Here is a 23,088-nt window from a genome sequence, read left to right on the forward strand (position 1 = left end):
GTGATGTTGACACCGAGCGCCAAGGATGAGCTTGCCGGTACGGTCGTGCATCTGGCCAGTGCGCGCAAGGCGGAAGTGACTGCGCTCCTGCAATTCGCCGGCGGGCTGCGTATCGTCAAGGGACGCGCCGTGATTGACGCAGAAGTCGACCGCGAGCCGATCGCCACACGTGTCTGCAAAGACCTCAAGGACCTGTACGGATGTACGGCTGAAATACGCGCGCTGCCGAGCATCGCCACCCGCTCCCGATACGTGGTGCACGTTGCCCACGAAGCCGAAGATGTGGCCCGGTTGACCGGGCTGATCGATCGTCGGGGTCGGCCGGTCCGGGGCATGCCGCCGCAGATCGTCGCGGGTAGTACGGCCGACGCCGAAGCGGTGTGGCGGGGCGCCTTCCTGGCCCGGGGCTCGCTGGCGCTGGCCGGTCGTGCGCGGGGGCTTGAGGTCGAATGCCCCGGGGTCGAAGCCGCCTCGGCCCTGGCCGGGGCCGCGCGCAGATTCGGTGTGCACATCCGAGCGCGTCAGCTGCGCGGTGCCGAGCGGATCACCGTTCGCGACGCCGACACGATCGACACCTTGTTGAATCGAATCGGCGCCCAACAGACCCGGGCGGCCTGGCAATCACACCAACGAACCGGCACCACACCGACCGTGGACGCGGCACTGGTGGACTCCAACCAACGTCGTGCCCAGCAGTCGGCCATGGTGACCGCGATCCGGGCGCAACGCGCCCTGGAGATCCTCGGTGGCGCGGCGCCCGCTCATTTCGTCGCAATCGCACGTTTGCGCATCCAGCACCCCGACCTGTCACTGGACGAGTTGGGCCGCCTCGCGGAGCCCCCGATGACCAAGAACGCCGTCGCCGGCCGGCTTCGGCGCCTGATGGGGATGGCCGACCGGGCTGCCGAACGAGCTGGAATTGCCGGCACCGCCGTCGCCATCACTGCGGCTGACCGGGGCAGGTGCTAGGCGCCGACGCCGTGCCCCGCAAAATATTGCGGGACAACATGTTTCATCCAATCATCGGTGACCCGCCGTAGTGTGTGGTGCCCGGGCTATCCCAGCGGGTCGCCGTCGACGACGTCGGTGACGGTCACGTCGATGGGCCCGGCCGGAGTGCTGCCGTTGTCGTCGAGGTTGTCGAGGATGGGGCGGATCGTGTCCAGCACCAAGCGGCGGATGTCGTCGCCGAGTTCGCGCAGTTGCGTGCCGTAGCTTCCGGTGACGTCGATATCGACTGCGCGCAGCACGGCACCGTCGAGCGTGAAGTCGATGCGGGTCGGCTGGCAGACGAATCGGCGCCGCAACTCCCGGGCCAGCAGGCTGCGCAGCGCGTGATCGCTGATGTACACCACGCCGTCGTCGGTATCCCGAGAGGCGCGGATGGGCCAACCGGTCCGGGTTGCGCTGTGTATCGCCGCGCGCACCCGGTCGCTGATGGCGTCCCAGCCGGGTTCGGGCACCGACCGCAGGTATGAGGCTGCGCGGTGCAGGATGGGATCAGGCTCTGTCACTGCCACCTCCCCAACAGAACTCGCAACGTCTTGATCGCCCGAACGTGGTGTCCGCGCACTGCATCGGAACTGAGGTGTAGCACTTCGCCGATCTCAGGGAACGTCATCTGCTCGATCTCCCGCATCATCCACACCGCGCGCTGGCGTACCGGCAGTTCGTCAAGCGCTTGTTCGAGGGCGGCCAAAAACGCGGCGTTGGACGCGGCGGTGAAAGGGTCGGCGGACGGGTCTGGTCCGGCCAACGGTTCCAGCACCCAGTCTTCGACCGGTTTTGCCCGCTTGAGCCGGTGTGTGTCGGCGATCTTGCGGTAGCAGATCGCGAACAACCACGTCCGAAGCGACGAGCTGCCGCGGAAGCCTGCGATCTGTTGCCAGGCGGCAACGAAGGTGTCCTGCACGACATCTGGGACGTCAGCTTCGGAGGCGAGCATTCGCCGGGCATACCGGTACAGCGCGGGCCCGTACCGGGTGACGATGACGTCAAACGCCTCGCGATCGCCGATGACGGCCGCGGCTCGCAAAGCCTCGTCGTCGGCGTCGCGTAGGTCGCCACCGGTTGGCGCTATCACCACACTCCGCTCTCAGCTGCGCTTCGCCGCTCCTGAAATATAGGCCCTCACTGCAAGAGTTAGTCGAGTTGTGGTTCCGTTCAGGGCATGCTGAGCTGAGAATCGCGAAATGTGTCCTGAATCACTCGACGGGCACGTTCGGTTCAGGCCCTGGGTAGCGACTACCCATGTGTCGGCAGTCGAAAGGGGAGTGATGATGACCAGTGCGGAGGCCGAAGTGGAGTCGTCCAGTAAAGAAATGAGTCCTTACCAGGGATCGCCGTTGGTGAGCTCGCAGGGCAAGACGACGATCGCGGACATCGTGGTCTCGAAGATCGCCGGGATCGCCGCCCGCGAAGTGAGCGGCGTGTACGACCTGGGCGGCGGCGCGTCGCGGATGGTCGGCGCCCTCCGGGAGCGGATCCCGGGTGCCAGCGTCAACCAGAGCCAGGGCGTGTCGGTCGAGATCGGTGAGAAGCAGGCCGCCGTCGACATCGACATCGTCGCCGAATACGGCGTGGCGATCGCCGACCTGGCCGCAGGTATCCGGCGAAACGTCATCGCCGCCATCGAACGGATGACCGGACTCGAGGTGACCGAGGTCAACATCACCGTGCACGACGTGCACCTCGACAGTGACGGCGGCGGCGACGACGCTGACGCCGCGCCCGCTCGTGTCCAGTGATGCCCCGACGCGGGCAGCAGCTCCGGAGGACGACGCCGATCGCATCGCCGCCGCGGTGACCGCGGTCAAGGGTGTGGCGGGGTTGCACGGCGGGATGTTCGGCGAGGTGGCCACCTACCTGCCGGGCCGGCGGGTCTCCGGGATTCGGATCGGGGCCGACCGCGTCGACGTGCACGTCAGTCTTGCGCTCGACGCGCCGGTGCGGCAGACGGCTACCGCCATCCAGCGTGCCGTCTCCGCGATCACCGACCTACCGGTCGACGTCACCGTCGAAGATCTCCTGCCGGTGACACCAGCTTCCGGTTGAGGATCGCCCTGGAGCGCCCCGGTGTGGCGGCGCGACGAGGGGCGCGCCGCCACACCGCGGTCAGCGAACTCCTCAGCGCCCGAACAACTTCGATTCGAGGAAGGTTCACATCATGACCTCATCCACACTGGGTCTGGTTGCCGGTCTGTTGCTCGGCGTGGCCGCGGCTGCCGGTGGCCTGTGGGGTTTCATCGTCGCGTTGCTGCTCGGCGTGGCGGGGTACCTGCTCGGCGCCCACCGCGACGGCGAACTCGATCTGGCCAATCTGGCCGCATTGCTGCGGGGTCGCGGCCGTGACTGAGTCAACAGCTGCGGAACCGCTACTGCCGCAACGCGAATCCGATGACGACGACGGTGCCGCCACGCGCGGCACCCTGACCGTCCGCGAGAAGGTCGCGCATCGGCTCGCGGTTCGTGCGGCGCTGGACACCCCCGATGTGCTGCCGTTCTCGGAAGGACTGACGAAGATTGCCGGCCGATCGCTGCCGCAAGCGCAGCTGACCGTCACCGGCAACCGTGTCACAGCCCACCTCAAGGTCACAGTGGCGTGGCCGGCGCCGGCGGTGGACGTCGCGCGCGCTGTGCAACGCAATGTCGCGCAGACGTTGTCGAGCATGGCTGGATTGCAGGTCGACCGCGTCGACGTCACCGTCGAACAATTCAGTACTGCCACCAAAGATGTGAAAAGGATTCAATGATGACCGCCGACGCATTTGCGCTGCCGATACCTGGTCGTGCCCCGGTCACCGCTGCCACCGCGCGATACATCGCCGTGGTGCTGGCGCTGGTCCTGCTGATCGTCGGATTCGTGGCTCTGCGCGACGCCGGAGTCGTGCTGGGCTTCGTGGCAGGCTCGCCATGGATCGGCACTACCGCCACCGCCCTGAACGGCCTGCACAGCCAGTGGTGGATGGTTCCCGCTGGCGCCGGCGTGCTCGTCATCGGAGTGTGGCTGATGGTCATGGCGTTACTGCCGCGGCGCAAGACGGTCGTTGCCGTCGACGCGGCGGGATCGGTGTGGATGCGCCCGCGCGATGTCGCCCGACTGGCGTCGTACGCGGCCTGCTCCGTGCCTGGTGTCGAGGTGCTGAACTCGGCGGCCACCCGCCGAAAGGTGACGCTGTACGTCGGACTCACCGGAGTTGAGTCCGACGTCGCGGCCAAGGGCGCGATCGCCGCTGTGGTCGGTAGCGCCACCGAAATCCTCATTCCGACACCGCGAATCACCGTGCGCGTCGGCACGAACGGGTCGGCATGAGCCTGAGGCCGACCGATCTGCTGGACCGCGCCGCGACTTTGGTCGCCGGAATCGTGGTGACCACGATCGGCGCGGCGGCGGTGCTGTGGCCCACCCACTGGGTGCGCGCCGCGCCGGAACGCATCAGCACCGGACCGGTCGTGCGCGCCACATCCTCGACGTGGTGGGCATGGGGACTGGCCGGCGCAGGAACAGTACTGGTGCTGATCGCGCTGATTTGGCTGATCTCGCACGTGCCGATCCGCAAGGCGCCGGTCCTGCGTCTGCCGGGCACCACCGATCCGGGGTTCATCACCGTGAACCTCGACGGCGTTGCGTCGGCGGCTGCGGCCGCCCTGGAGCGTGAGTCGAATGTGCAGTCCGTCAAGGGGAAAACAGTCGTTGATCGGCGTGCATCCACCGTCGAACTGACTGTCACCGTTGCCCATCCGGCCGGCCTGCAGCGCGTCATCTCGGCGATCGACAGCACCTGCGCCGACATCGCTCGAGCCATCGGGGATACCAGTGACAACGCGGTGGCGGTGCGCGCTGTGGTGCAGATTGCCAAGATCAAGCGCCCTGGCTGACATGATCGATCGGTGACTCAACCACCGCAGGACGGCTCGTGGGGCGGCCCGCAGCACCAGCCGCCAGTAGGCCCGCCGGGCCAACCGATCCCGTCGACGCCAGGTCAGCCAGGGTGGCAGCCGGGTTGGCCGGCACCGAACCCGCAACCCTGGGCCGGCCAGCCGACGAACTACGGTCCGCCGAACCCGATGTATGGCTTCCCGCCGCCGCGCAAGCCTGCGATCAAGCCGTGGGTGTGGATCGTGGGCGCGGTGGTATTGCTGGTTGTGCTCGGTGGTATCGCCAATGTGGCCCGCAAGGGACTGCACACCACCGCCTTCGGTGCCCAGCTGAAATCGGGGCAGTGCGTCACGACCGCCGACTACGAGAAGTTTCACTTCACCTCGACCAGCTGTGAATCATCAGATGCTGTCTACGAATTGGCGGGAGAGACCTCGAAGGGTCTGTGCCCGGATGGCAAGCTGCCACAGGACGGTCCGTACTTCTACGCCACCAGCAATCAGGATGATCCCAAGGCCGCGAGCTTGTGCTTTGCGCTGAACCTGCATCAGGGGGACTGCTACGCGCTGGATCTCACCGGTAAGAGCGTCACGAACATTGATTGCGCACAGGCCCCGACCATCGCCAACTCTCACACCGGGGTGTTCAAGGTGGCCCAGCGCATCGATGACAGCGTCGACGAAACGGCCTGTGCCACTGCGGCAAAGGCGATGGTGTTCACGTCCCCTCAGCGGGTGTACTGCTTGACCAAGCTCGTCGACTGACGTCGGTGCTGTGCGTGCGACCAGCACGGTGTACGTCGAACGTATGAAATTTGCTGCGGGTTCTCGTAGGAGTTGCTGTGCGAGTCCTACGATGGTGGATGCGTTTGCAGTGATTCTCACAGGGCGGACGACGGGGCGGGGGACTGGTGCAGTGCTGGCAACCCTTCTCGCTGTCCTGAATCGGGGGCCGGTGGCCCCACCGTAGGCATCCACAGCAGGGTGAGGCGCCTCATGACCGGTTCGGCTGGCCGAATACGTTCTCGTACAACGCTGTTGGTAGTGGTCGCGGTGGCCGTGGCGTTGCTCAGCGGGTGTCAGCCCCGTACGGCTGTCGTGGTCGGCAAGGAAGCTGTCGTGGTCGGCAAGGAAGTGGCCGGAGTCCATCCGCCGCCGGTGTTGCCCAAGATTGAAGTGCCTCCCGAACTGCCGAGACCCGGGTCGCCGTCCGAACTGCCGAAAGTCGGCGTGCCGCCCGTCGTGCCAACGACGGGATCACTCGATCAGCTCCTGACCCGCCTCGAGAAGGGGAATCCGGAGGAGCAAATGGTCAAGTTCGCGGCCTGTACAGCGATGCGTAAGTCCACCGATTCGAAGCCGACGGCCCAGCAGTGGCGATCCCGCATCTACACCGCTGCACCAGCGTTGACCGCCGGAAACCTACGACGGGCGGTCGTCGACAAGGTGGTGGAGCGGGTCGCGGTAGCGCTTTCCGCGACGCGCGATTACGGCGCCACCTATGCCCGCGTGTGCAAGTTCTGATCAGGAGTCGCGGTATGGATACCACAACGTCCGATACTCAATCTGATGATGCAACAGCGGATTCGGGCAACGAGGGCGATCGGACACTGATATCCCGAATCACGAAACCAGGTGTGCGCACTGCCCTGATGGCGTGTTTCCTGCTGTATGCAGGCCTTGGCGCCCTGGCGGTCATCGACGACACGCTGGCGCTCATGCACAAGCCAGGCCACGCGTCGGTGTCGGCGTCGGCCATTCTCTCGCCCTCATCGATCGGGCACGACAACGCCAGCACCAATGTGGCGGCGATCAGTGAATGGTGGGGCTGGAACACGTATTTCAACGATCATTTCGGTCAGCGTGTCGTGTCCCCGTACGGCCTGGTGTTCATGTACCTGGTCGTGGACATCATCTTCATCGCATTTCCCGTCACGCTGCTGCTGCTCGGGGCAGTGCGGTATTCCGAGATCCACCTTGCCCCTGCCCTTCGGGACTGGCGGGCCGGATTGGCGCAACCATTGCGTTTCGCGTCGTACGCCACGGCCGCGTACCTGGCGTTCGACGTCATCGAAGACGTTGTGTTGCTTGGTATCACGGCGCTCCTGAACCCCGCTCTCACGGAGGAGCCGAACAGGTTTGGGATGCTCCACGTATTGATTCAGCACGTCGACTGGGCTCTCCCAGCCGTCGGCGGGGTGTCGGCATTGAAACTTCTCTTCCTGTTCACCGCTGCCCTCGGGTGTGCTGCTGGACTGGCCGGGACGTTGGGACCACCGGTGTCCTCAAAGGAAAACTCGAAGGAAAAAGTGAGTCGCCGCCGTGCGGTGGTCGCGCTGCGCGCACATCTGGGTCTCGCGCTGATCCTGATCGCATTACTTGCGTTGGGTTCTGACTTGGGCAGGCAGCTCGATGACGCATTTCTGCTGCTGTTCGAACCGCATCACGCGTATCTGATCATCGCCACGGCGATCGTTGCCATCGTCACCACCGGCACGCTCCTGGCCACTGCCCGCATGGTCCTGCATGCCTATCAGTCGGAGCCTTCGGTGCCGGGCCCTGCTGAGACCAAGAAGGCCAACAAGATCATCCTGTCTCTTGGATTCGGCGCCATGGTCGTTGGTGGCGCCGCTATCGCCCTGCACTGGCCCGCCGGGCAAGTGGCGTTCGTGCCCGGCGCGATCGCACTCTTGCTCGGGCTGTTCGGGTTCAAGCGCGACGCTGCCGTCGACGACAGGCCGCCCGAGATTCGCATGAATACCTAATGGGGTGCCCGGGTGGCGGGCGCGCTGTCGGTGGCCCCTTTCGCCGTGCTGTTTGCCCTGTCGATGCGTAACGGTGTTCGGTTGTTCGCTGTGCGCGACGTCACCGGATGGTGGCTGTTGTTGTGCATGGTGCTATGCATCGTGGTGGTCGCGGCGGTTGTCCGTTGGTCGCCGCACCTGTGCGACCACAACACCGGACGAACCAAGGAGCCATCGCTGCGGTGGTGTCTGGCACTTGCCGTCGCTGCAGTGATAGTTATTGCGGCCCTTGGGTATTCGCCGCAGGCGACAGGAGACATTCTCGGGCCGTGGGGTGTGTTGTTCGCCCTCGTCTTCGCGCTGGGGCTCGGCGCCACTGCGCTGGTGCTGCTCAGTGATGCCTTCTATCCCGGGAATGTGCTGGCCGCCAGCGGATTACGCCGCCTACCGGTGATCGCGATCATCCTGATCAGTGCCGTGGCAACGTCATTGATCGATGGCCAATCCACCTACCATTCCATCCGGTTGAAGGATGCCGCCGCCGGCAGTCGTGTGACGATGGATGAGGCGCTCAATCAGTGGAGCCGATCGCAAACCGAGGCGACCCCAAACCGGCCGGCCAAGCGTGAGCCAATTCCGCTGGTGTTCGTCGCCTCCGCAGGGGGCGGGATTCGGGCTGCCTACTGGACGACAATCGTGCTGAATTGCCTTGTCCAAGGCCAGGATAGCTCCGGACGCAAGCCGCTCGGTATGGATGTGGACAACGTGTGTACCCAACCGATGCCGATGGATTCGATCTTTCTGGCAAGTGGAATTTCGGGGGGAAGCCTCGGCCTCGCGGTGACCAAGGCTTTCAAGGAGGTTTCACACAATCCGTGGTCGGAGCCGTTGGGCAATGACTTTCTCGGGCCGACGGTGGCCGGCGTCGCCTTTCGAGATCTGCCTAACGCCTTTGTGCGCGTACGTGCCGACGGTCAGGACAGCGCGGCCGTTTTGGAAAGGTCCTGGGAGAAGTCGGTTCGCGATGCCAACGGCGATCTGGAGTCCGGTTTCTTGGCCACAGCGTGGTCGAGTCCCGGGCGTCTCGACTTTCCGCTCCTGGCGCTGAATGGCACCTCGGTCACGGACGGCTGCCGGGTAACGGTGTCGGTGCTCAAGCTGGCCGACACAGACACGTCGTCGAACAACTGCCTCTCGATAGATCGCGTGGTGACGCCGATCGAGGGTGTCCATGCCCAACTGCAGACGCTGGCTGCCACCAAAGACGCGTTCGACAGTACGTGTCCGGCGGACGTCAAGCAGCCTGGGGAACCCAAGGACCTGTCGCTGTCCACGGCAGCGTTGCTCAGTGCGCGGTTCCCGTACGTCTCACCGAACGGCACGTTGTACTGGTGCAAGGACCGAGCTCTCCGCACATTCGACCTTGACGGGGGACTGATCGATGCGTCTGCAGCCGCCCCGCTGGCGCTGGCATGGCCGGAGGTGGTGAAGTGGCTGGCGCGCGCCGAGAAGGCCGGAAAGTGCTTCGCTCCCAAACTGATCCTGATCGACAACGGGTACGTGACATCGACCAAATCAGAGGTGCCGAATCGGCCGCCAGGGTTGATCGCCCCGCTCACGGCGTTTGGCGCGGTGGGTAACGCCCGGTCGGCTGCTGCCAGACAAGCTGCTGCCTTGGACTTCGAGAAGTTCTTCCCGCCGGGGCGATGCAGCGGAAACACTGCGGCTGGCGCCGCGCCCCCGGGCTGGGAGTTGCCGGACGTCGTCGATTTCTACCCCGTCGCGCAGCCGGGTGTTGAGGCCCCGCTCGGCTGGACGCTCTCCGAGCGGTCGAAGAAATCGCTGGGTCACCAGCTTGGCAACAAGTACAACCGCTGTTCCGCGGCGATCGTCGCGCAATGGTTCACCGGCGCGACGGGTCAGCCACCAGATGGATGCAAGAAGAAATGAGCTTGCGCCCTTGCCTCCGCCTCATAACGGTGTTATGAATATCCATAACACCGTTATGGCGAATGGAGTTGCACCATGCACCACCATGAGAACTTCCGGTTCCCCGCGTCGGCGCGCGACACGGCCGGCAGTGCCGCGATCGATACCCTCGGCGATCACATCCGGGTCGGCGACACCGACCGTGACGCCATCTCTCACAGGCTCAGCCGTGCCGTCGCGGACGGACGGCTGACGCTGACGGAATACGACACTCGCCTGCAGCGGCTCTATCAGGTGGAAACCCGCGGCGAACTCGCCGAGATCGTGTCCGACCTGCCCATTGAACGAACTGAGCCGAAACGGCAACGGAGGCAGGCGATTCCGGGATGGGTCGTGATCATGTGGATGCCATGGGTTGCGGTGAACATCATGTGCCTCGCGATTTGGCTCACCACCGGCGGTGGCTATTTCTGGCCGTTCTGGGTGGCAGTGCCCTGGGGGTGCGCTTTGTCGATTCCCACAGCAATTGGTGTCCTGGCCAATCGTGGCAGGGCAAGCGGAGCTGTCCGTGTCGATTGCCGTGGCCGCGTCAGATCACATGGGGTGCAATGAGAGTGGCGCAGGCAGCGCCACCACTCAATAGCGAATGCGGGGGCCCTTGCCCAGCTCGGCTTTTGTGACGCGTCACAAAAGCCGAGTCTGATACTTCTGCCCTCTGTGTAGAGACGGCGGTCACGCGGACGTCGATACTGGTTCGGACGACGAGGCAGCATCGGCGCTGTCGCAGCCACCGAAACGGGGCTCGTCGATACAGGAGGGCTACAACGTGGTTGCCGCACCCGAGAATCTGATCCCGCTGAACCTGGGTAACGCCCGTCGTCTCGAGTTCGAAGGCGGCAGCATCCAGTCGCGCCTGCTCGCGTTGACACTGAAGGCCACGGTCAAACCGGTATTGACGGCCTGGGCGGTAGCTCCTGGCCTCCCGTGGCCGTACCGGGCGGTCGATCACGTCGGTCGGGTGCTGCGATCAGTCGCGGGCACCACCAGAAGGCCTGTCAGCCTGGCACGCTGCTCTGCCGAGACGACCCGCCCGGCGTCGATGCGCGCAGACCGTTACGTCGTGTACATGCACGGCGGTGCTTTCCTCGTCGGTGGCCGTCACCTGCACCGCCAAATGATCTCGCGGATTGCCGCGTCGCTGCAGAGCGAGGTCCTTGCCGTGGATTACCGCAAGCTGCCCGGGCACACCATCGCTGACGGTATCGAGGACTGCATCGACGCCTATCGATTCGCGCTTGGGCGAGGTATCCCGCCGGAGAACATCGCATTCATGGGCGACTCGGCCGGCGCCTACCTGGTGTTCATCACTGCGGTTTTCGCGGCCCGGCGTGGACTGCCGATGCCCGGTGCCATCGTCTCGATGGCACCGCTGACCGACTTCGACGTGCAGGCCAAGATCGATGCACCCTCGGGAGCAACCGATGTGCTGTTCTCGAAGGCCTTTGCTCGCGCGTTCCATCAATTCGTCATGCGGCACAGCCCGCCCGAAGACGATCACCGACTGCTCGATGCGGACCTCAGTGGACTGCCGCCGTCCCTGATCCAGGTGAGCTCGACTGAGCTACTCGGCCCTGACGCCGAGCTGCTGGCCGTTGAACTGACGAAGGCTGGTGTGCCGCATCAGCTGCAGGTATGGCGGGACCAGGTCCACGTCTTCCAGGCCGCGGCCTCGATCGTCCCGGAAGCGGCTCGTGCGCTGCGCGAGGTGACGCAGTTCGTCGAGTCGGCATTCGCCCGCAGCGCGGCACAGGAGCAGTCCGCGTAGATGCGGCAATCGATCGCGTCGGAGCACCGCTGATGGCTGAAACGACCTGCAAATCAGATTGACATGTATTCACGACGCGCGCGTCGCGCCGCGTTGGTCAAGTTCGCCGTCCTTGCAGTCTGTTTGGCCTACGCCGCGGTCGGCCATGCGAGGCCCCCGAGAACCGTCGAATCCGGATAGCCTCGCGTTCAGGGCCGGGCGAGTTTGAGGGAGCTCGCAACAGCGTTCATCACCACCCCTTTGATGTACTCCGCAGAGGCGCGTCGGCCGGGGGCTCCCTGGGTGAGGATCATGCCCGTGACCAGATGAAAGATCGCTTGGGCATCGGTGTCCGGACACGGTGACGACATCTCGCCCGTCCGGCATCCAACGCGAATCGCCTCGCGCAGCGGCTCGATCAATTCGTCCACGAGCGCATCGATCTGGTCGACGTGCTGTCCCGAACGATTGAGCCAGATTGACGTCAGCACTGACGCCTTGCCGCCGCGCTCCATCGGGTAGACGTGGTCGATCATCGTCGCGATGTACGAGTGAATGCGCTCGGTCGGACTCGTGCACTGGGTGGCCGCGTGCCGCAACTGTGTTGCCGCGCTGCGGAGTGACTCGTGATGCTGCACAGCTGAATTCACATCTCGTTCCGTGTTATCGGGTCAATAGGTTTGGGGATACGCATGACTCGAGGTTGATGGCGAAAGCGTGGCCGATACCTGATCCGGCTAGCCAGGATTGGCCAGGCTTGTCGGGACGGTTGGCGTGCCCGCGTGGTCGATGGCGTAGACGGTCATCGCCGCGGCGAGCAATCGGGATTGATGGGGATCGGTGGGGTCGTAGCCGGTGACGTCCTGAATGCGGCGCAGGCGGTAGGTCAGCGTATTGGGATGAATGAAAAGCTCTGCGGCAGCGGCCTTCCGGTCGGCGCCATGCCGCAAGTGTGCCTGCAGCGCCTGGAGTAACCCGGGGTGGTCGCTGAGCGGTGCGATGTGACGGGCGAGCAGGTCGCGGGCCGGTCCGGGGCGCGTCGACTGGTACTCGAACAGGATGTCGCTCAGTTGGTAGACACCGGGTTCTCTGCCGAGTTTCCTTGCCAGGGAGGTGATTTCGTCGGCCTCTGAGACCGCTGTGGGAATGGCATCCAGTGTGGCCCCGGCGTGGTATGCAGCGTAGAACGCGACGTCGAGACGTTCGGTGAGTGCGTCGACCAGAGTACGGAGGTGTATGGGAATGCGAGGGTCGGCGTTCTGTTCAACCGTAGGCGTGGGCAGCAAGATGACGCCCGTGTGGCCGTCGAACGTGTTGAGGATTTCACTGGCGCCGCGCCCATAGAACACCTGGTTGGCCAGTCGTAACCGCCTGCGGGCCGCCAGAATTTCGTGGGTGGTGCGCGGTTCGTCGGCATCCACCCGAAATACCAAGACGTCGTAGCGGTCGCTCAGCTTCATGCCGATTTGCTTGGCGACTGTGTCGCGGTCGGGTTCGCCGGCGATGAGGGTGGCGCATAGCGCGCTCAACTGATGGCGGGTGTTGGCACGGAGCGCAAAATCTGAATCCTGGTAGACCTCGGTCATCAGAACGCTGATGGTTCCGGTGAGATCGGCGAGGTACATGCCCAACGCGGCGATCGTTTCCGCGTCGCCGTCGGTCGCTTCCTCCAGCACGATTTCCCACAGCTTGCGGATGCCCGCGTGCAGCGCGGTGAACAGGAACGGCAGTGGGATGCCATCCTCGGCATGTCGCTCCGCCACCGGCAGAACGAATGTGGCTGCTTCCGTCGCGGTCACCCTGCGCCCTTCGGTGATGAGGGCGAACCCGTACAGAAACCCGCCGACGATGTACGGGATGACCTCGTCGTCGAAGTGTTCGATCGGTATGGGGGTGGGCCATTCGACGGATTGGACGGCTTCGTGGAGAACGGCCGCGGCGATCTCGTCGATCCGGTCCTCGATGACCTTCCGCAGCGGAGCATCCGCCGGGATCAGCGGCAGTTGGGAAGGGGACGGCACGTGCCGATTGTGATCCATCACAACGGGTCAATGGAAGATGCTGGGACAAATCGGGTCAAGGTTTGTTTCCGGCACCAAAAGCGGGCTCGATTTTTCTCGTCGGTGTTCAGTCGCGTTCGGCGGAGTCGGAGCGCGTAGGGCGCGATGAGCGTGGCGGCACTGGGTGCCGGCCGTCACCCCGTGGTTGCCGACCTGCCCAATCGGGCAGTTTCTCACCCGCCCGGCGGGTCTGGTATTGCGCCCAATCGGAGCGGGTGCCAGCACGTCGCCATCAATAGTGTTGTGCGGTATGAGTATTGCGCGATTGGCTCGGCGTCACTGGGCCGTTCGCGTCGCCGCCAGTTCCCCATATGCCGAGCCTCGGCCCTCAGCGGTCCGGCTCAAAGATCTTTCGCAGAAACAACTCTCACGAATGGAATGGATCAATGACACAAACGCTGGCTTCTGACACCGTCGCCGCGCGCACCGACACCATGCGGGCTGCGGTCGTCACCGATTTCGGTGTGCCGCTGCAGGTTCATGATGTGCAATTGCCGACGCCGGGCTTCGGTGAAGCCCTGGTCAAACTTGAGACCTCCGGTGTCTGTCACACGGATTTGCATGCCGCGCACGGTGATTGGCCGGTCAAGCCGCAGCCACCGTTTGTGCCGGGCCACGAAGGTTACGGCACGGTCGTGGCCCTCGGCGAGGGTGTGGTCGACCTGTCGATCGGAGACAAGGTCGGTAACGCCTGGTTGTGGTCAGCGTGCGGCCGTTGCGAATACTGCCGGACCGGGTGGGAGACACTGTGCGAAAGTCAGCGCAATGGTGGATACTCCGTCAACGGAAGCTTCGGCACGTACATGCTGGTCAACGCCGACTACGCGGCGCGCATCCCCGAGGGTGCCGATCCGCTGGAAATCGCCCCGATCCTGTGCGCGGGCGTCACCGTCTACAAAGGCCTCAAGGTCACCGACACGCGGCCCGGCCAATGGGTAGCGATCTCAGGTATCGGCGGGCTCGGTCATATCGCGGTCCAGTACGCGCGCGCGATGGGTCTACGTGTTGTCGCAATCGATGTTGACGACGCCAAACTCGCACTTGCTACCCGACTGGGCGCCGAGGTCGTCGTCAATGCACGGACCACCGACGTCGTGGAGTCGGTGCAGCAGGCCACCGGTGGAGTCCATGGCGTGCTGGTCACCGCCGTGCACCCGCAAGCGTTCGGCCAAGCGATCGGATTGGCCCGTCGTGGCGGCACAATCGTGTTCAATGGGCTGCCTCCGGGCGATTTCCCGGCACCGATCTTCGACATCGTCCTCAAGGGCCTCACCATTCGCGGGTCGATCGTCGGAACCCGTCAAGACATGGCCGAGGCTCTGGATTTCTACGCTCGAGGCCTGATCAAGCCAACCGTCACCAGCGCCCGCCTCGATGACATCAACGATGTCTTCACCCAGATGGAACGAGGACAGATCGACGGACGCATCGTCATCGACTACCGAAACACCTGACAGCACAGGACATCATCGGCACACGCAGGTGTGAACCAGACACTTCGAGGGGCGACGACACCGTCGCCCCTCGAAGCGTCTAGATCAGGCCTCGCTTGCTGGCCGCGTACACCGCCTCGGCGCGCCGGCCCACCCCAAGTTTGCGCATGATGTTGCTGACGTGGAACTTGGCGGTGGTCGCAGAAATGAACAGGGTCTCACCGATCTTGTGGTTGGACAGGCCCGCAGCGAGCAGTCGCAACACTTCGATTTCCCGGTCGGTGAGTCTCTCGCGCGCTTGGCTGCCTCCGTTGAGGGAGCGGACCACGGCGGCGGCGCTGCGCGAGTCGAAGGCGCTCTGTCCGTTGGAGATGGCGCGGATCGCCCGGACCAGCTCGGTGGTGTCGACGTCTTTGACGACGTAGCCACGCGCTCCCGCATGCACCGCGCGTACCACCAGGTCTTCGTCCAGGAACGTGGTCAGCACCAGCAATCCGATGTCGGGATGTGTGCCAGAGAGCTTGGTGCACAACGATAATCCTTCGAAATCCGAACCCGCCGAGAGTTTGAGATCGAGCAGCACCACGTCAGGTCGCGTGGCCGCGACGACGGCCTCGGCCTCCGGCTCGCTGGACGCTTCGCCGACCACGATGAGATCGTCTTCGCGTTCCAGCAGTGAACGTAGGCCCTGCCGGAGGATGGCGTGGTCGTCGACGAGCGCGAGCCGGATCGCTTTGGTCCTGGTGTCAACAGTCATCGGGCCACTCCTTGGGTTGGAACTCCGCTGCGGTCTCAGCGGTCCGCGGAATGGTCGCGACCACCCGCACGCCACCGATGCGGGACCGGCCGACGGTGAAGGTTCCGCCGTATTCGCGGCACCGCGCCAGCATGTTGGCCAGCCCGCGATGATGCCCGTCGAGGTCGGCGACGTCGGCCAGCCGCAGCATCAACCGAAGTTTGTCCGGGTCACCGATGCCGTCATCAGATATCGACAAGCTCACCCCGGCGTCGCGGTAGCTCAGCCGCACAATCGCCCGCGAGGCGCGACCGTGCATCGCGGTATTGAACAGTGCCTCACCGGCGACTCGAAGCAGGCTGCGTTCGACACCACTGGGCAATTCGGCGACAGTGCCGTTGACCCGCAGCGTCACTCGCAAGTCCTCGGGCATATGCACCGTGGCCAGCTGCTCGAGCAGTTCAGGGAGGCTGGATCGGTCGGAGTCGGCGGAATGGTTGAGTGCGTAAATGGCCGACCGCAGTTGCTCGACCGCCGACCGCGTCAAGGTTTTGGCGGTGTCCAGTCGTTCAACCAGATCTGCTGCACCGGAACGTGATTCAACCTCACTGCGGCATACCTCGATCTGCATGCCCGCCGACAGCACAGTTTGCGCAACACTGTCGTGCAGTTCCCTCGCAATCCGGCGCCGCTCGGAGTCCAACACCTGATGGCGTTGTGCCGCACCGAGTTCGCGTCTGGTGGCCAGTAGCTGTGCGTTGCGGGCCTCGGACTGGGCCAGCAAGGTTTGGGAGCGCTGGAACAGTTCACAATTCTGCAGAGCTACCGCGGTCTGGCTGGCCAGGATTCGCATCACTGTCTCGTCAACCTCGTCGAGCAGCCGGTGCGGCGGCGTCCAGGCCGCGAATGCCCCGATCACGCCGCCGTCGAGTTCTATCGGGACGTGCGAGTGGTGACTTTCGATCACCGGTAGCCGGAACTGAGCGAGCCGCCCGCGCAGGATGTCGTTGAGGCGGTTCAGGACAGCGTCCGGCAGGTGCGGCACCGGATGCTTGGCACCGGATAGACCTTCGAACGAGTAAGCGTGCCCGTCTACATCCAGAATGAGATGGCGTGGTCTTGCCTCGGGCAATGCGCCGTCAGCCAGAGCCAGCAGCACCCATTCGGCACCGAGATGGGTGCGGGCCGCCTCAGCTACTGCCCGCACCAAGTTCTCGGGCCCATTGACGGTTTGCACCAAGGCCCGGGAGATGGCGCCGAGCGCGGCGATCACCCGCTCGGTGCGCTGCGCGGCCACCCGGAACTCGGGGTAGAAGGTGCCCTTGCCGGACCGAACCCCGGTCAGTTGGTCCAAATCCGGCATCATCGCCCTGGGCGGGACGACCGGGTTGCCGGGCAGCGCGGTCATAGCGCCGCCCGGAACAGCGCGCGCAGCTGTGCATCGTCGATGGGGCGCGGGTTGGTGGTCAGGCACGCGTCCTGCAGTGCGTTGCGGGCCAGCACCGGCACGTCAGCGTCGCGCACGCCCAGCTCGGCGAGCCCGCGCGGTACTCCCACCTGCCTGGCCAGCTGTTCGAGGCAATCTGCAAGGGCCAGTGCGGATTCCAATTCCGGAGCCCGCTTGTCGGCGAGCCCGAGGCAGGCGGCGATGGTGGCGAACGGCGCCGGGTCGGCCTCGGCGTTGAACCGCACCACGTGGGGTAGCAGGACACCGTTGATGACACCATGCGGCAGGTCGAGCAGTCCGCCGACTTGGTGGCTCATGGCGTGCGCGGCACCCAGGATGGCATTGGTGAATGCGAGGCCGGCTTCCAACGCGGCTTGCGCCATCAGTACCCGGGCGGGCATGTCGTGCGGCCGCTCGATGGTGGTGACCAAGTTTTCGGTGACCATCACGACGGACCGCAGAGCGTGGTGGTCGGTCAGCGGATTGTGTCCCAGCGACACGAACGCCTCAATGCCGTGTGTCAGGGCATCCAATCCCGTTGCCGCGTTGAGCCATTCAGGCATGGTAGTCAGTAGGCGCGGGTCGATGACGGTGATGTCGGGCACCAGGGCACGACCCAGGATGGTGATCTTGGTATTGCGGGTGGTGTCGGTGACGATGCAGAACTGGGAGACGTCGGCGCCGGTGCCTGACGTGGACGGCAGCACCACCAGCGGCGGAATCGGTGCGGTGGCCTTGTCCACGCCCGCGTAATCGAGGATGTTGCCGCCGTTGGCTGCCAGGATCGCGATGCCCTTGGCGGCGTCGATCACCGACCCGCCGCCCAACGCGATGAGCACGTCGCAGCCGTGCGAGCGGTAGAACTCGTGGCCCGCGGTGATTTCGTGGTCTTTCGGGTTCGGGGTCAGGCCGCTCCATACTTGCGCTTCGACGCACTGGCTGCGTAGATGCCCGATCAGCTCGGCCACCCACCCCGCCTCGATCAGGCCGGAGTCGGTGACCACCAGCGGCCGCAGGCCACCTAGTCGGACGGCGGCGTGCGCCGCCTCGGCCATCGAGTCGATGCCGAACACGATCTCAGGGGCGTGGAATTTCAGCAGCCGACTCGGCGGGGCCGTCGCCACCGTCGTCGCCGCGATCTGCGCGGGCGACACCACATCGAGTCTCACCAGACCGATCCCTCATCCTGTGATGCAGGTAATACGCCCAGCCTACGGCGCGCCGCCGTCTGGACCAACGGTCAAGTGGATAGCCCGGCACCTACCCGATCGGGCAGGTAGTCGCCGTGCTGTGGCCGTGGTGCTGCGTTGAGGTGGTGTCAGAGCACATGCGGTGCGATGAGAGTGGTGGCACCTAACACGATGACCCCGATCAAGAATGCGACGACCGTAAAACCCATCACTTGACGGACATTCAGTTTCGCGATCGCCAGCAGCGGTAGTAGCCAGAACGGCTGGATCATGTTCGCGACGCCCTCACCCACAGCGACCGCCATCGAGATCAACCCCAGATATGCCGGTGAATGCTGCCCGATCGCCAGCGCCGAGTCGACCGCGATGGGACCCTGCACCGCCCAGTGCCCGCCGCCGGACGGGACGAACAGGCTGATGATCAACGAGCCGACGAAGGTCAGGAACGGCAGCGTGTGCTCGGTCGCGCCGCTGACGACGGCTTCGGCCAGCAGTGTCTGCAGCGGTTTGTCGCCCTTCGTCGCTTGGTAACCGAGTAGGCCGACCAGACCGCCGTACAGCGGGTACTGCAGGAGCAGCGGGCCGGACACCTTGGCGGCGCCGGTGAATGCCCGGATGAAACGGATCGGCGTGCGGTGCAGCAGCGCGCTGGTGATCGTGAACAACATGATCATCGAGGAGATGTTCAGAGCGAAACCGCTGAGCACGAAATAGGCCATGCCCGCGGCGAACACGAGGACATTGAGAATCCAGAGGTTCTCCAGCCATTCGGCGAAGGTCTTGTTGCCCTTTACCGTGACCTCCGACTGGTCCTCGTCTTCGAAGACCGCGGGGTCGGGTGCGAGGCTCTGCGTCGGTGCCATGCGCCAGACGGCGAGCGCCAGCAACGCCAGCACGACGATCGCCGACAACCAGCTGTAGGGCTGGAAGATGGTCTGGCTCAACGGAACAGTGATGCCGGTCAGTTTGTGGATCACGTTGATCGGGCTGCCGCTGTCGGTGTTCGCGAGCGCGATCGACGACGAAAGCCCCTGTGTCCAAACGATGAAGCCCATGAACGCCGCCGCGATCAGGTAGCCAAAATGCGCATCGGTCAGGCGCTTGGCGACCTGACGGGCGACCAATGCCCCGGCCACCAGTCCGAGGCCCCAGTTCAGCAGGGACAGAACGGCGCTCACGCCGAAACAGAGGAGGGCGCCCTGGACCTGGTTGTTCGGCTTGCTCGCGATGCGGACGATGGCTCGCTTGAGGACCGGCGCTTCGGCCAGCGTGTAGCCCGTCACGAGGATCAGGACCATCTGGAACGCGAACGTGAAGATGTTCTGCGATCCCCACACCCCGCCGTACCAGGCCTTGAGCATCCCACTGGGCGTGGCGCCCTTCACCAGGAACGCAACCAGGCCGGCGACGATCAGCGTCAGGATGACCGCGAACAGGTACGGGTCGGGCATCAGGCGTTCGACGTAGCGGACACACAGTGCGGTGAAAGACTGCATGATGCCGCGGCGTTCGGGCTTGGTGTCCGGCGCCGTACGCGCGTCCTTCGGATGTTCGCTGCCTGCCACGTCGTCCACCTTCGAGGTCCCTGATTCCTGCCTGTGCCACAGCCATCATGGCGGGTCGGCACGGATTCTGGCGTGGATACGGCTGCCAAAATGTGAATCATCAACGATGCCGATGTCATGACGTGGTCAGGCTGTCACAGCGGAATCCACTGTTTTCCAGTATGTTTCGAAACCTTGATGTGTTGTCGTGGCCAAGTACGCGGTCACGCGGCCGGAGGCTGATGTAAACCGAATGCCAACCCCTGATCGTCGACGCAGTTGGCGAACCGTCCGAAGCCGGGTTCTTCCGGTGACGGATCGGCGGCGCTGCCGCCGAGTTCACGCACCTTCGCGACCGCTTGGTCGATGTCGTCGACCGCGAAGTACGTGGTAAGAGTGCTCGTCGGTACACCGTCGTGGAGACCGCCACGGACGGTAGGAGTCTGGATGACGGCTTGATTGCCATTGCCGAAGCTCTCGAAGGTCCAGCCCAAAAGCGTCCCGAAGAACACTTGAGCTTTCATCGCGTCCGGTGCGCCAATCTCGATATGGGTTACTTCGCCGGTCATTCAGGTTGCCTCTCTTCGTCGTTGCGTCCGAGGCTACGAATCTGACGCACCGCCGCATTGGAGAAATGTGACCTACATGCCCTCCGGCGGCCACGCGGACCCGAGCCCGCCGCCGGTTCCGTTGGCGGCTGACACCGCGCCCGGCGTGCACTCGGCGAAGTCGGCGAAGTCGCGATGCATGTGCGCCTGATCGAAGTAGCCGCAGTCAACAGCGACCCGTGCCGGCGCCAGACCGTTGCGGAGAAGCCTTGTGGCGCTTTCGAAACGAAAGAGGCGGGCCGCTACCTTCGGTGTCACGCCGAAGGCGCGGTGGAACTTGGCTGCGAAATGGCGTCGGCTCCAACCGATCTCCGCGGCGATTGATTCGACGCGAACCCGACCCTGATTGCGTTCGATCATGTCCCAGGCCCAGCAGAGTCTCCGATCCACTGGTGAGTCGCCGCTCGGCTGAAAGTACCCGTCGATGACGTCGAAGGTGTCGGCCCAGTCCGGTGTCGTGGCCAGCCGGTCATGGATTTCGTCGGCTCGTCGGCCGATCAGCTTGTCAAGGGGTACCACTCGTTCATCGAGGTCACCCAACGCCGTCCCGAGGAAGCACGCAGCATCCTGCGCCGCGAGGCCGATCTCGACGCCGCGGAACGATCCATGTTGGTCGACAAACACCGGTTCTGCTCGCGGCCCGACGACGAACGCCCCAACGTGGGCCGCGGCGGACGGAATTGATGTCGTCACTGTCATGGCCGCGTCGAAGACCATCACCACTCGAGCACACGGGGTGGCCCACTCCACGGTCCGGCGAGGCTGGTCGAGCTGCTCGGCGAAACCGGCGTAGTACTGAGCCCGGGCACCAACCGATCGCGGTCGGCGCCAGGCGAGCTCCCAGCCGTCCCCGCGAGATGTGTGCACGTCCACAGTCCACACTGTGCCACCTGGCGACAGCCCGTGTCAGGGACACGGCTCCTCGAATTCCCGATCTTGGACCGCGGCGTTCAGTCTTCGTTTGCTGCAAGGAAATTCGGATGACTTGCCACGAGGCCGTGTGATATCCGTTGGAACATGACTGATTTGACGCTGCGCGCTGTCAGCGACAGTGACGACTTCGATGCGTTCATGGCCGCGTCGTACGGGGTGTTCCTGCAGGATCCGCGGCAGGACGAGATCGACCTGATGCGCGCCTTCACCGACTACGACCGCATGTTCGGCTTCCACGACGGCAGCCGTTGGGTTTCTACTGCAGGAGACTTCGGCAAGCAGGTGGTGCTGCCCGGCGGCGGGACCGCAGCGGTGGCCGCCGTCACCGCTGTCACGGTGTCGCCCAGCCATCGGCGTCGTGGGCTGCTCACGGCGATGATGCGCCACCAGCTCGACGACATCCGATCACGGGGTACCGAGGCGCTGGCCATGCTGTTCGCATCGGAGGCATCCATCTACGGGCGCTTCGGCTACGGGATGGCAGTGCCGGTTGCGGAGCTTTCCGGCAAGGTACGCGAACTGGGCTTCCGCCCGGACGTCCAGTTCGGCGACGGTTCGGTCACCCACGTCGACGCCGACACATTGATGGCCAGCGCGCCTGAGATTCATCAGCGAGCCATGATGCAGCGGCCCGGCGTGATGGAGCGGCCGCGCCCGTGGTGGGACAACTGGATCCACGACAGCGAGGAAAGGCGCAAGGAGGCCAGCAAGATTCGCTTCCTCCTGCATCGCGAGGCCGACGGCACCGCCAGCGGATTCGCCATCTACCGGCCCAAAAACAGCTGGACGGACCGCGGCCAGCCCAACGGTGAACTCCAGGTCCAAGAAGTACTGGCCACCAATCATCGTGCGTACGCACAGATTTGGCGCTACCTCCTGGATATGGATTTGGTCAGGACCTTCGCTCACGACGGTGCTGCGGTCGATGAGCCGCTCCGCAGCTTGGTGGCCGACCAGCGTGCGCTGGCGTGCGAAGCGAGGGACGGCGTGTATGTCAGGCTGGTCGATGCGCGTCGCGCACTGACGTTGCGCAGCTATGCCGCCCCTGTCGACGTGGTGCTGGATGTCACCGACGAGTTCTGCCCGTGGAACGCCGGCCGGTGGCATCTCCGTGGCGGGCCTGACGGTGCCGAGTGCGAAAGCACCACGGCGCCAGCCGATATCGCCGTCTCGGTGCGTGACCTCGGTGCCAGCTACCTCGGCGGGGTGAGTCTGCAGGCACTGGCGAACGCGGGGTTTGTCGAAGAGTTCACCCCGGGGTCGGTGCACCGGACCGCGGTCGCGTTCGGTTGGCCCGTCGCCCCTGGGGTGCCCGACGACTTCTAAAGGTGCATCTTGGGATTCGGGCTTATAGCACTTGCTCAGCTGAAATGAAAGAGGCGAAAGCGCGTAGCCGGTCTCGGGTTGCTCCGCTACTTTCTGAGGAGAGTTGCGGGCACTGTGGTTTCGGAGGTGAATCTTCCAGTGGCGAAGCGGTATTCGACGACATGGACCGACGATTTGGACGGCTCCGACGCGGCGACGACGCTCGAGTTCTCCTTCGATGGGGTCGCTTACGCGATTGATCTGTCGGAGGCGAACGCGGTGCTGATGCGTCGCTGCTTCGAGCCGTACATCCGGGCTGCCAGTAGGGCCAGCCGTCGGGGCGAGCATTTTGAGGAGTCGCGAACACGCCATCAGCGAGCGCGTGAGTGGCTGCGCACGAACGGCCATGAGGTCGGTAGTCGTGGGCGCCTGCCACAAGAATTACTGCAGCGATATGAGTCGGCCAGTAGCTGAGCG

General features: G+C 64.6%; 26 protein-coding genes. 16 read left to right on the plus strand and 10 right to left on the minus strand.

Features of this window, described 5'->3' with window-relative positions; translation table 11 throughout:
* The first annotated feature begins 6 nt into the window (after positions 1-6).
* Complete coding sequence (gene whiA, locus ACNO8X_RS10315; RefSeq protein ID WP_418005847.1) at positions 7-969, plus strand: DNA-binding protein WhiA; 963 nt, start codon at positions 7-9, stop codon at positions 967-969.
* Between the two features lie 86 nt (positions 970-1,055).
* Here whiA and ACNO8X_RS10320 read toward each other — a convergent pair whose 3' ends face one another.
* Positions 1,056-1,514, minus strand: coding sequence for a hypothetical protein (locus tag ACNO8X_RS10320; protein ID WP_083420380.1), 459 nt, complete (start codon positions 1,512-1,514; stop codon positions 1,056-1,058).
* A complete protein-coding gene (locus ACNO8X_RS10325) occupies positions 1,511-2,083 on the minus strand; it encodes an RNA polymerase sigma factor (protein ID WP_418005848.1) in 573 nt (190 codons plus the stop codon). The genes ACNO8X_RS10320 and ACNO8X_RS10325 overlap by 4 nt, the downstream gene beginning before the upstream one ends.
* Positions 2,084-2,279: 196 nt before the next feature.
* Between ACNO8X_RS10325 and ACNO8X_RS10330 the strand changes: the two genes are divergently transcribed.
* The 12 genes from ACNO8X_RS10330 (at position 2,280) to ACNO8X_RS10385 (ending at position 11,376) form a co-directional block, all read left to right on the plus strand.
* Positions 2,280-2,747: an Asp23/Gls24 family envelope stress response protein gene (locus tag ACNO8X_RS10330; protein ID WP_418005198.1), complete on the plus strand. Its 468-nt coding sequence runs from the start codon at positions 2,280-2,282 to the stop codon at positions 2,745-2,747.
* Positions 2,737-3,054 (plus strand): Asp23/Gls24 family envelope stress response protein, encoded by a 318-nt coding sequence (locus ACNO8X_RS10335; RefSeq protein ID WP_418005199.1) that lies wholly within the window; start codon positions 2,737-2,739, stop codon positions 3,052-3,054. Before ACNO8X_RS10330 ends, ACNO8X_RS10335 begins: the two co-directional genes overlap by 11 nt.
* A 112-nt stretch (positions 3,055-3,166) precedes the next feature.
* Complete coding sequence (locus tag ACNO8X_RS10340; RefSeq protein WP_043986084.1) at positions 3,167-3,355, plus strand: hypothetical protein; 189 nt, start codon at positions 3,167-3,169, stop codon at positions 3,353-3,355.
* Complete coding sequence (locus ACNO8X_RS10345; protein ID WP_418005200.1) at positions 3,348-3,752, plus strand: Asp23/Gls24 family envelope stress response protein; 405 nt, start codon at positions 3,348-3,350, stop codon at positions 3,750-3,752. The genes ACNO8X_RS10340 and ACNO8X_RS10345 overlap by 8 nt, the downstream gene beginning before the upstream one ends.
* On the plus strand, positions 3,752-4,312 hold the full coding sequence (locus tag ACNO8X_RS10350; protein WP_418005201.1) for a DUF6286 domain-containing protein: 561 nt from the start codon (positions 3,752-3,754) through the stop codon (positions 4,310-4,312). Before ACNO8X_RS10345 ends, ACNO8X_RS10350 begins: the two co-directional genes overlap by 1 nt.
* Positions 4,309-4,878 (plus strand): hypothetical protein, encoded by a 570-nt coding sequence (locus ACNO8X_RS10355; RefSeq protein WP_418005202.1) that lies wholly within the window; start codon positions 4,309-4,311, stop codon positions 4,876-4,878. The genes ACNO8X_RS10350 and ACNO8X_RS10355 overlap by 4 nt, the downstream gene beginning before the upstream one ends.
* A 12-nt stretch (positions 4,879-4,890) precedes the next feature.
* The gene (locus tag ACNO8X_RS10360; protein WP_418005203.1) at positions 4,891-5,643 is read left to right on the plus strand and encodes a hypothetical protein; all 753 of its coding nucleotides are present in this window, start codon (positions 4,891-4,893) and stop codon (positions 5,641-5,643) included.
* 279 nt (positions 5,644-5,922) lie between these two features.
* Complete coding sequence (locus tag ACNO8X_RS10365) at positions 5,923-6,402, plus strand: hypothetical protein (protein WP_418005204.1); 480 nt, start codon at positions 5,923-5,925, stop codon at positions 6,400-6,402.
* A gap of 113 nt (positions 6,403-6,515) precedes the next feature.
* A complete protein-coding gene (locus tag ACNO8X_RS10370; protein WP_418005205.1) occupies positions 6,516-7,643 on the plus strand; it encodes a hypothetical protein in 1,128 nt (375 codons plus the stop codon).
* A gap of 12 nt (positions 7,644-7,655) precedes the next feature.
* Positions 7,656-9,572 carry a hypothetical protein gene (locus ACNO8X_RS10375; protein WP_418005206.1) on the plus strand — a complete coding sequence of 639 codons (1,917 nt, stop codon included), beginning with the start codon at positions 7,656-7,658 and terminating at the stop codon, positions 9,570-9,572.
* 75 nt (positions 9,573-9,647) lie between these two features.
* Positions 9,648-10,163: a DUF1707 domain-containing protein gene (locus tag ACNO8X_RS10380; RefSeq protein WP_418005207.1), complete on the plus strand. Its 516-nt coding sequence runs from the start codon at positions 9,648-9,650 to the stop codon at positions 10,161-10,163.
* A gap of 214 nt (positions 10,164-10,377) precedes the next feature.
* Positions 10,378-11,376 carry an alpha/beta hydrolase gene (locus tag ACNO8X_RS10385; RefSeq protein ID WP_418005208.1) on the plus strand — a complete coding sequence of 333 codons (999 nt, stop codon included), beginning with the start codon at positions 10,378-10,380 and terminating at the stop codon, positions 11,374-11,376.
* A gap of 188 nt (positions 11,377-11,564) precedes the next feature.
* On the opposite strand, the gene ACNO8X_RS10390 is transcribed toward ACNO8X_RS10385, so the two are convergent.
* On the minus strand, positions 11,565-11,891 hold the full coding sequence (locus ACNO8X_RS10390) for a hypothetical protein (protein WP_418005209.1): 327 nt from the start codon (positions 11,889-11,891) through the stop codon (positions 11,565-11,567).
* 201 nt (positions 11,892-12,092) lie between these two features.
* Positions 12,093-13,376 (minus strand): PucR family transcriptional regulator, encoded by a 1,284-nt coding sequence (locus ACNO8X_RS10395; protein WP_418005210.1) that lies wholly within the window; start codon positions 13,374-13,376, stop codon positions 12,093-12,095.
* A gap of 425 nt (positions 13,377-13,801) precedes the next feature.
* Here ACNO8X_RS10395 and adhP point away from each other — a divergent pair, with 425 nt between their 5' ends.
* Positions 13,802-14,869, plus strand: coding sequence for an alcohol dehydrogenase AdhP (gene adhP, locus ACNO8X_RS10400; protein ID WP_418005211.1), 1,068 nt, complete (start codon positions 13,802-13,804; stop codon positions 14,867-14,869).
* Positions 14,870-14,948: 79 nt separating this feature from the next.
* Here the strand turns inward: adhP and ACNO8X_RS10405 are convergent, their stop codons facing one another.
* The 6 genes from ACNO8X_RS10405 to ACNO8X_RS10430 all read right to left on the minus strand — a co-directional run bounded on the left by ACNO8X_RS10405 (position 14,949) and on the right by ACNO8X_RS10430 (position 21,240).
* Entirely contained in the window at positions 14,949-15,605 is a 657-nt protein-coding gene (locus ACNO8X_RS10405; protein WP_418005212.1) for a MadR family response regulator transcription factor, read from the minus strand.
* Complete coding sequence (locus tag ACNO8X_RS10410) at positions 15,595-16,992, minus strand: MadS family sensor histidine kinase (protein WP_418005213.1); 1,398 nt, start codon at positions 16,990-16,992, stop codon at positions 15,595-15,597. Before ACNO8X_RS10410 ends, ACNO8X_RS10405 begins: the two co-directional genes overlap by 11 nt.
* The gene (locus ACNO8X_RS10415) at positions 16,989-18,185 is read right to left on the minus strand and encodes an iron-containing alcohol dehydrogenase (RefSeq protein ID WP_418005849.1); all 1,197 of its coding nucleotides are present in this window, start codon (positions 18,183-18,185) and stop codon (positions 16,989-16,991) included. The genes ACNO8X_RS10410 and ACNO8X_RS10415 overlap by 4 nt, the downstream gene beginning before the upstream one ends.
* Before the next feature lie 164 nt (positions 18,186-18,349).
* Positions 18,350-19,717, minus strand: coding sequence for a TIGR00366 family protein (locus tag ACNO8X_RS10420; protein WP_418005850.1), 1,368 nt, complete (start codon positions 19,715-19,717; stop codon positions 18,350-18,352).
* Positions 19,718-19,989: 272 nt separating this feature from the next.
* Entirely contained in the window at positions 19,990-20,334 is a 345-nt protein-coding gene (locus tag ACNO8X_RS10425; protein ID WP_418005214.1) for a VOC family protein, read from the minus strand.
* 72 nt (positions 20,335-20,406) lie between these two features.
* Entirely contained in the window at positions 20,407-21,240 is an 834-nt protein-coding gene (locus ACNO8X_RS10430) for a helix-turn-helix domain-containing protein (RefSeq protein ID WP_418005215.1), read from the minus strand.
* Positions 21,241-21,390: 150 nt separating this feature from the next.
* Here ACNO8X_RS10430 and ACNO8X_RS10435 point away from each other — a divergent pair, with 150 nt between their 5' ends.
* Both ACNO8X_RS10435 and ACNO8X_RS10440 read left to right on the plus strand, forming a co-directional pair.
* Positions 21,391-22,632: a GNAT family N-acetyltransferase gene (locus ACNO8X_RS10435; protein ID WP_418005216.1), complete on the plus strand. Its 1,242-nt coding sequence runs from the start codon at positions 21,391-21,393 to the stop codon at positions 22,630-22,632.
* A 126-nt stretch (positions 22,633-22,758) separates the two neighbouring features.
* A complete protein-coding gene (locus tag ACNO8X_RS10440; protein ID WP_418005217.1) occupies positions 22,759-23,085 on the plus strand; it encodes a histone-like nucleoid-structuring protein Lsr2 in 327 nt (108 codons plus the stop codon).
* The last annotated feature ends 3 nt before the right edge of the window (positions 23,086-23,088 follow it).

The organism is Mycobacterium sp. PDNC021, assembly GCF_048282635.1.
Lineage (GTDB): Bacteria > Actinomycetota > Actinomycetes > Mycobacteriales > Mycobacteriaceae > Mycobacterium > Mycobacterium llatzerense.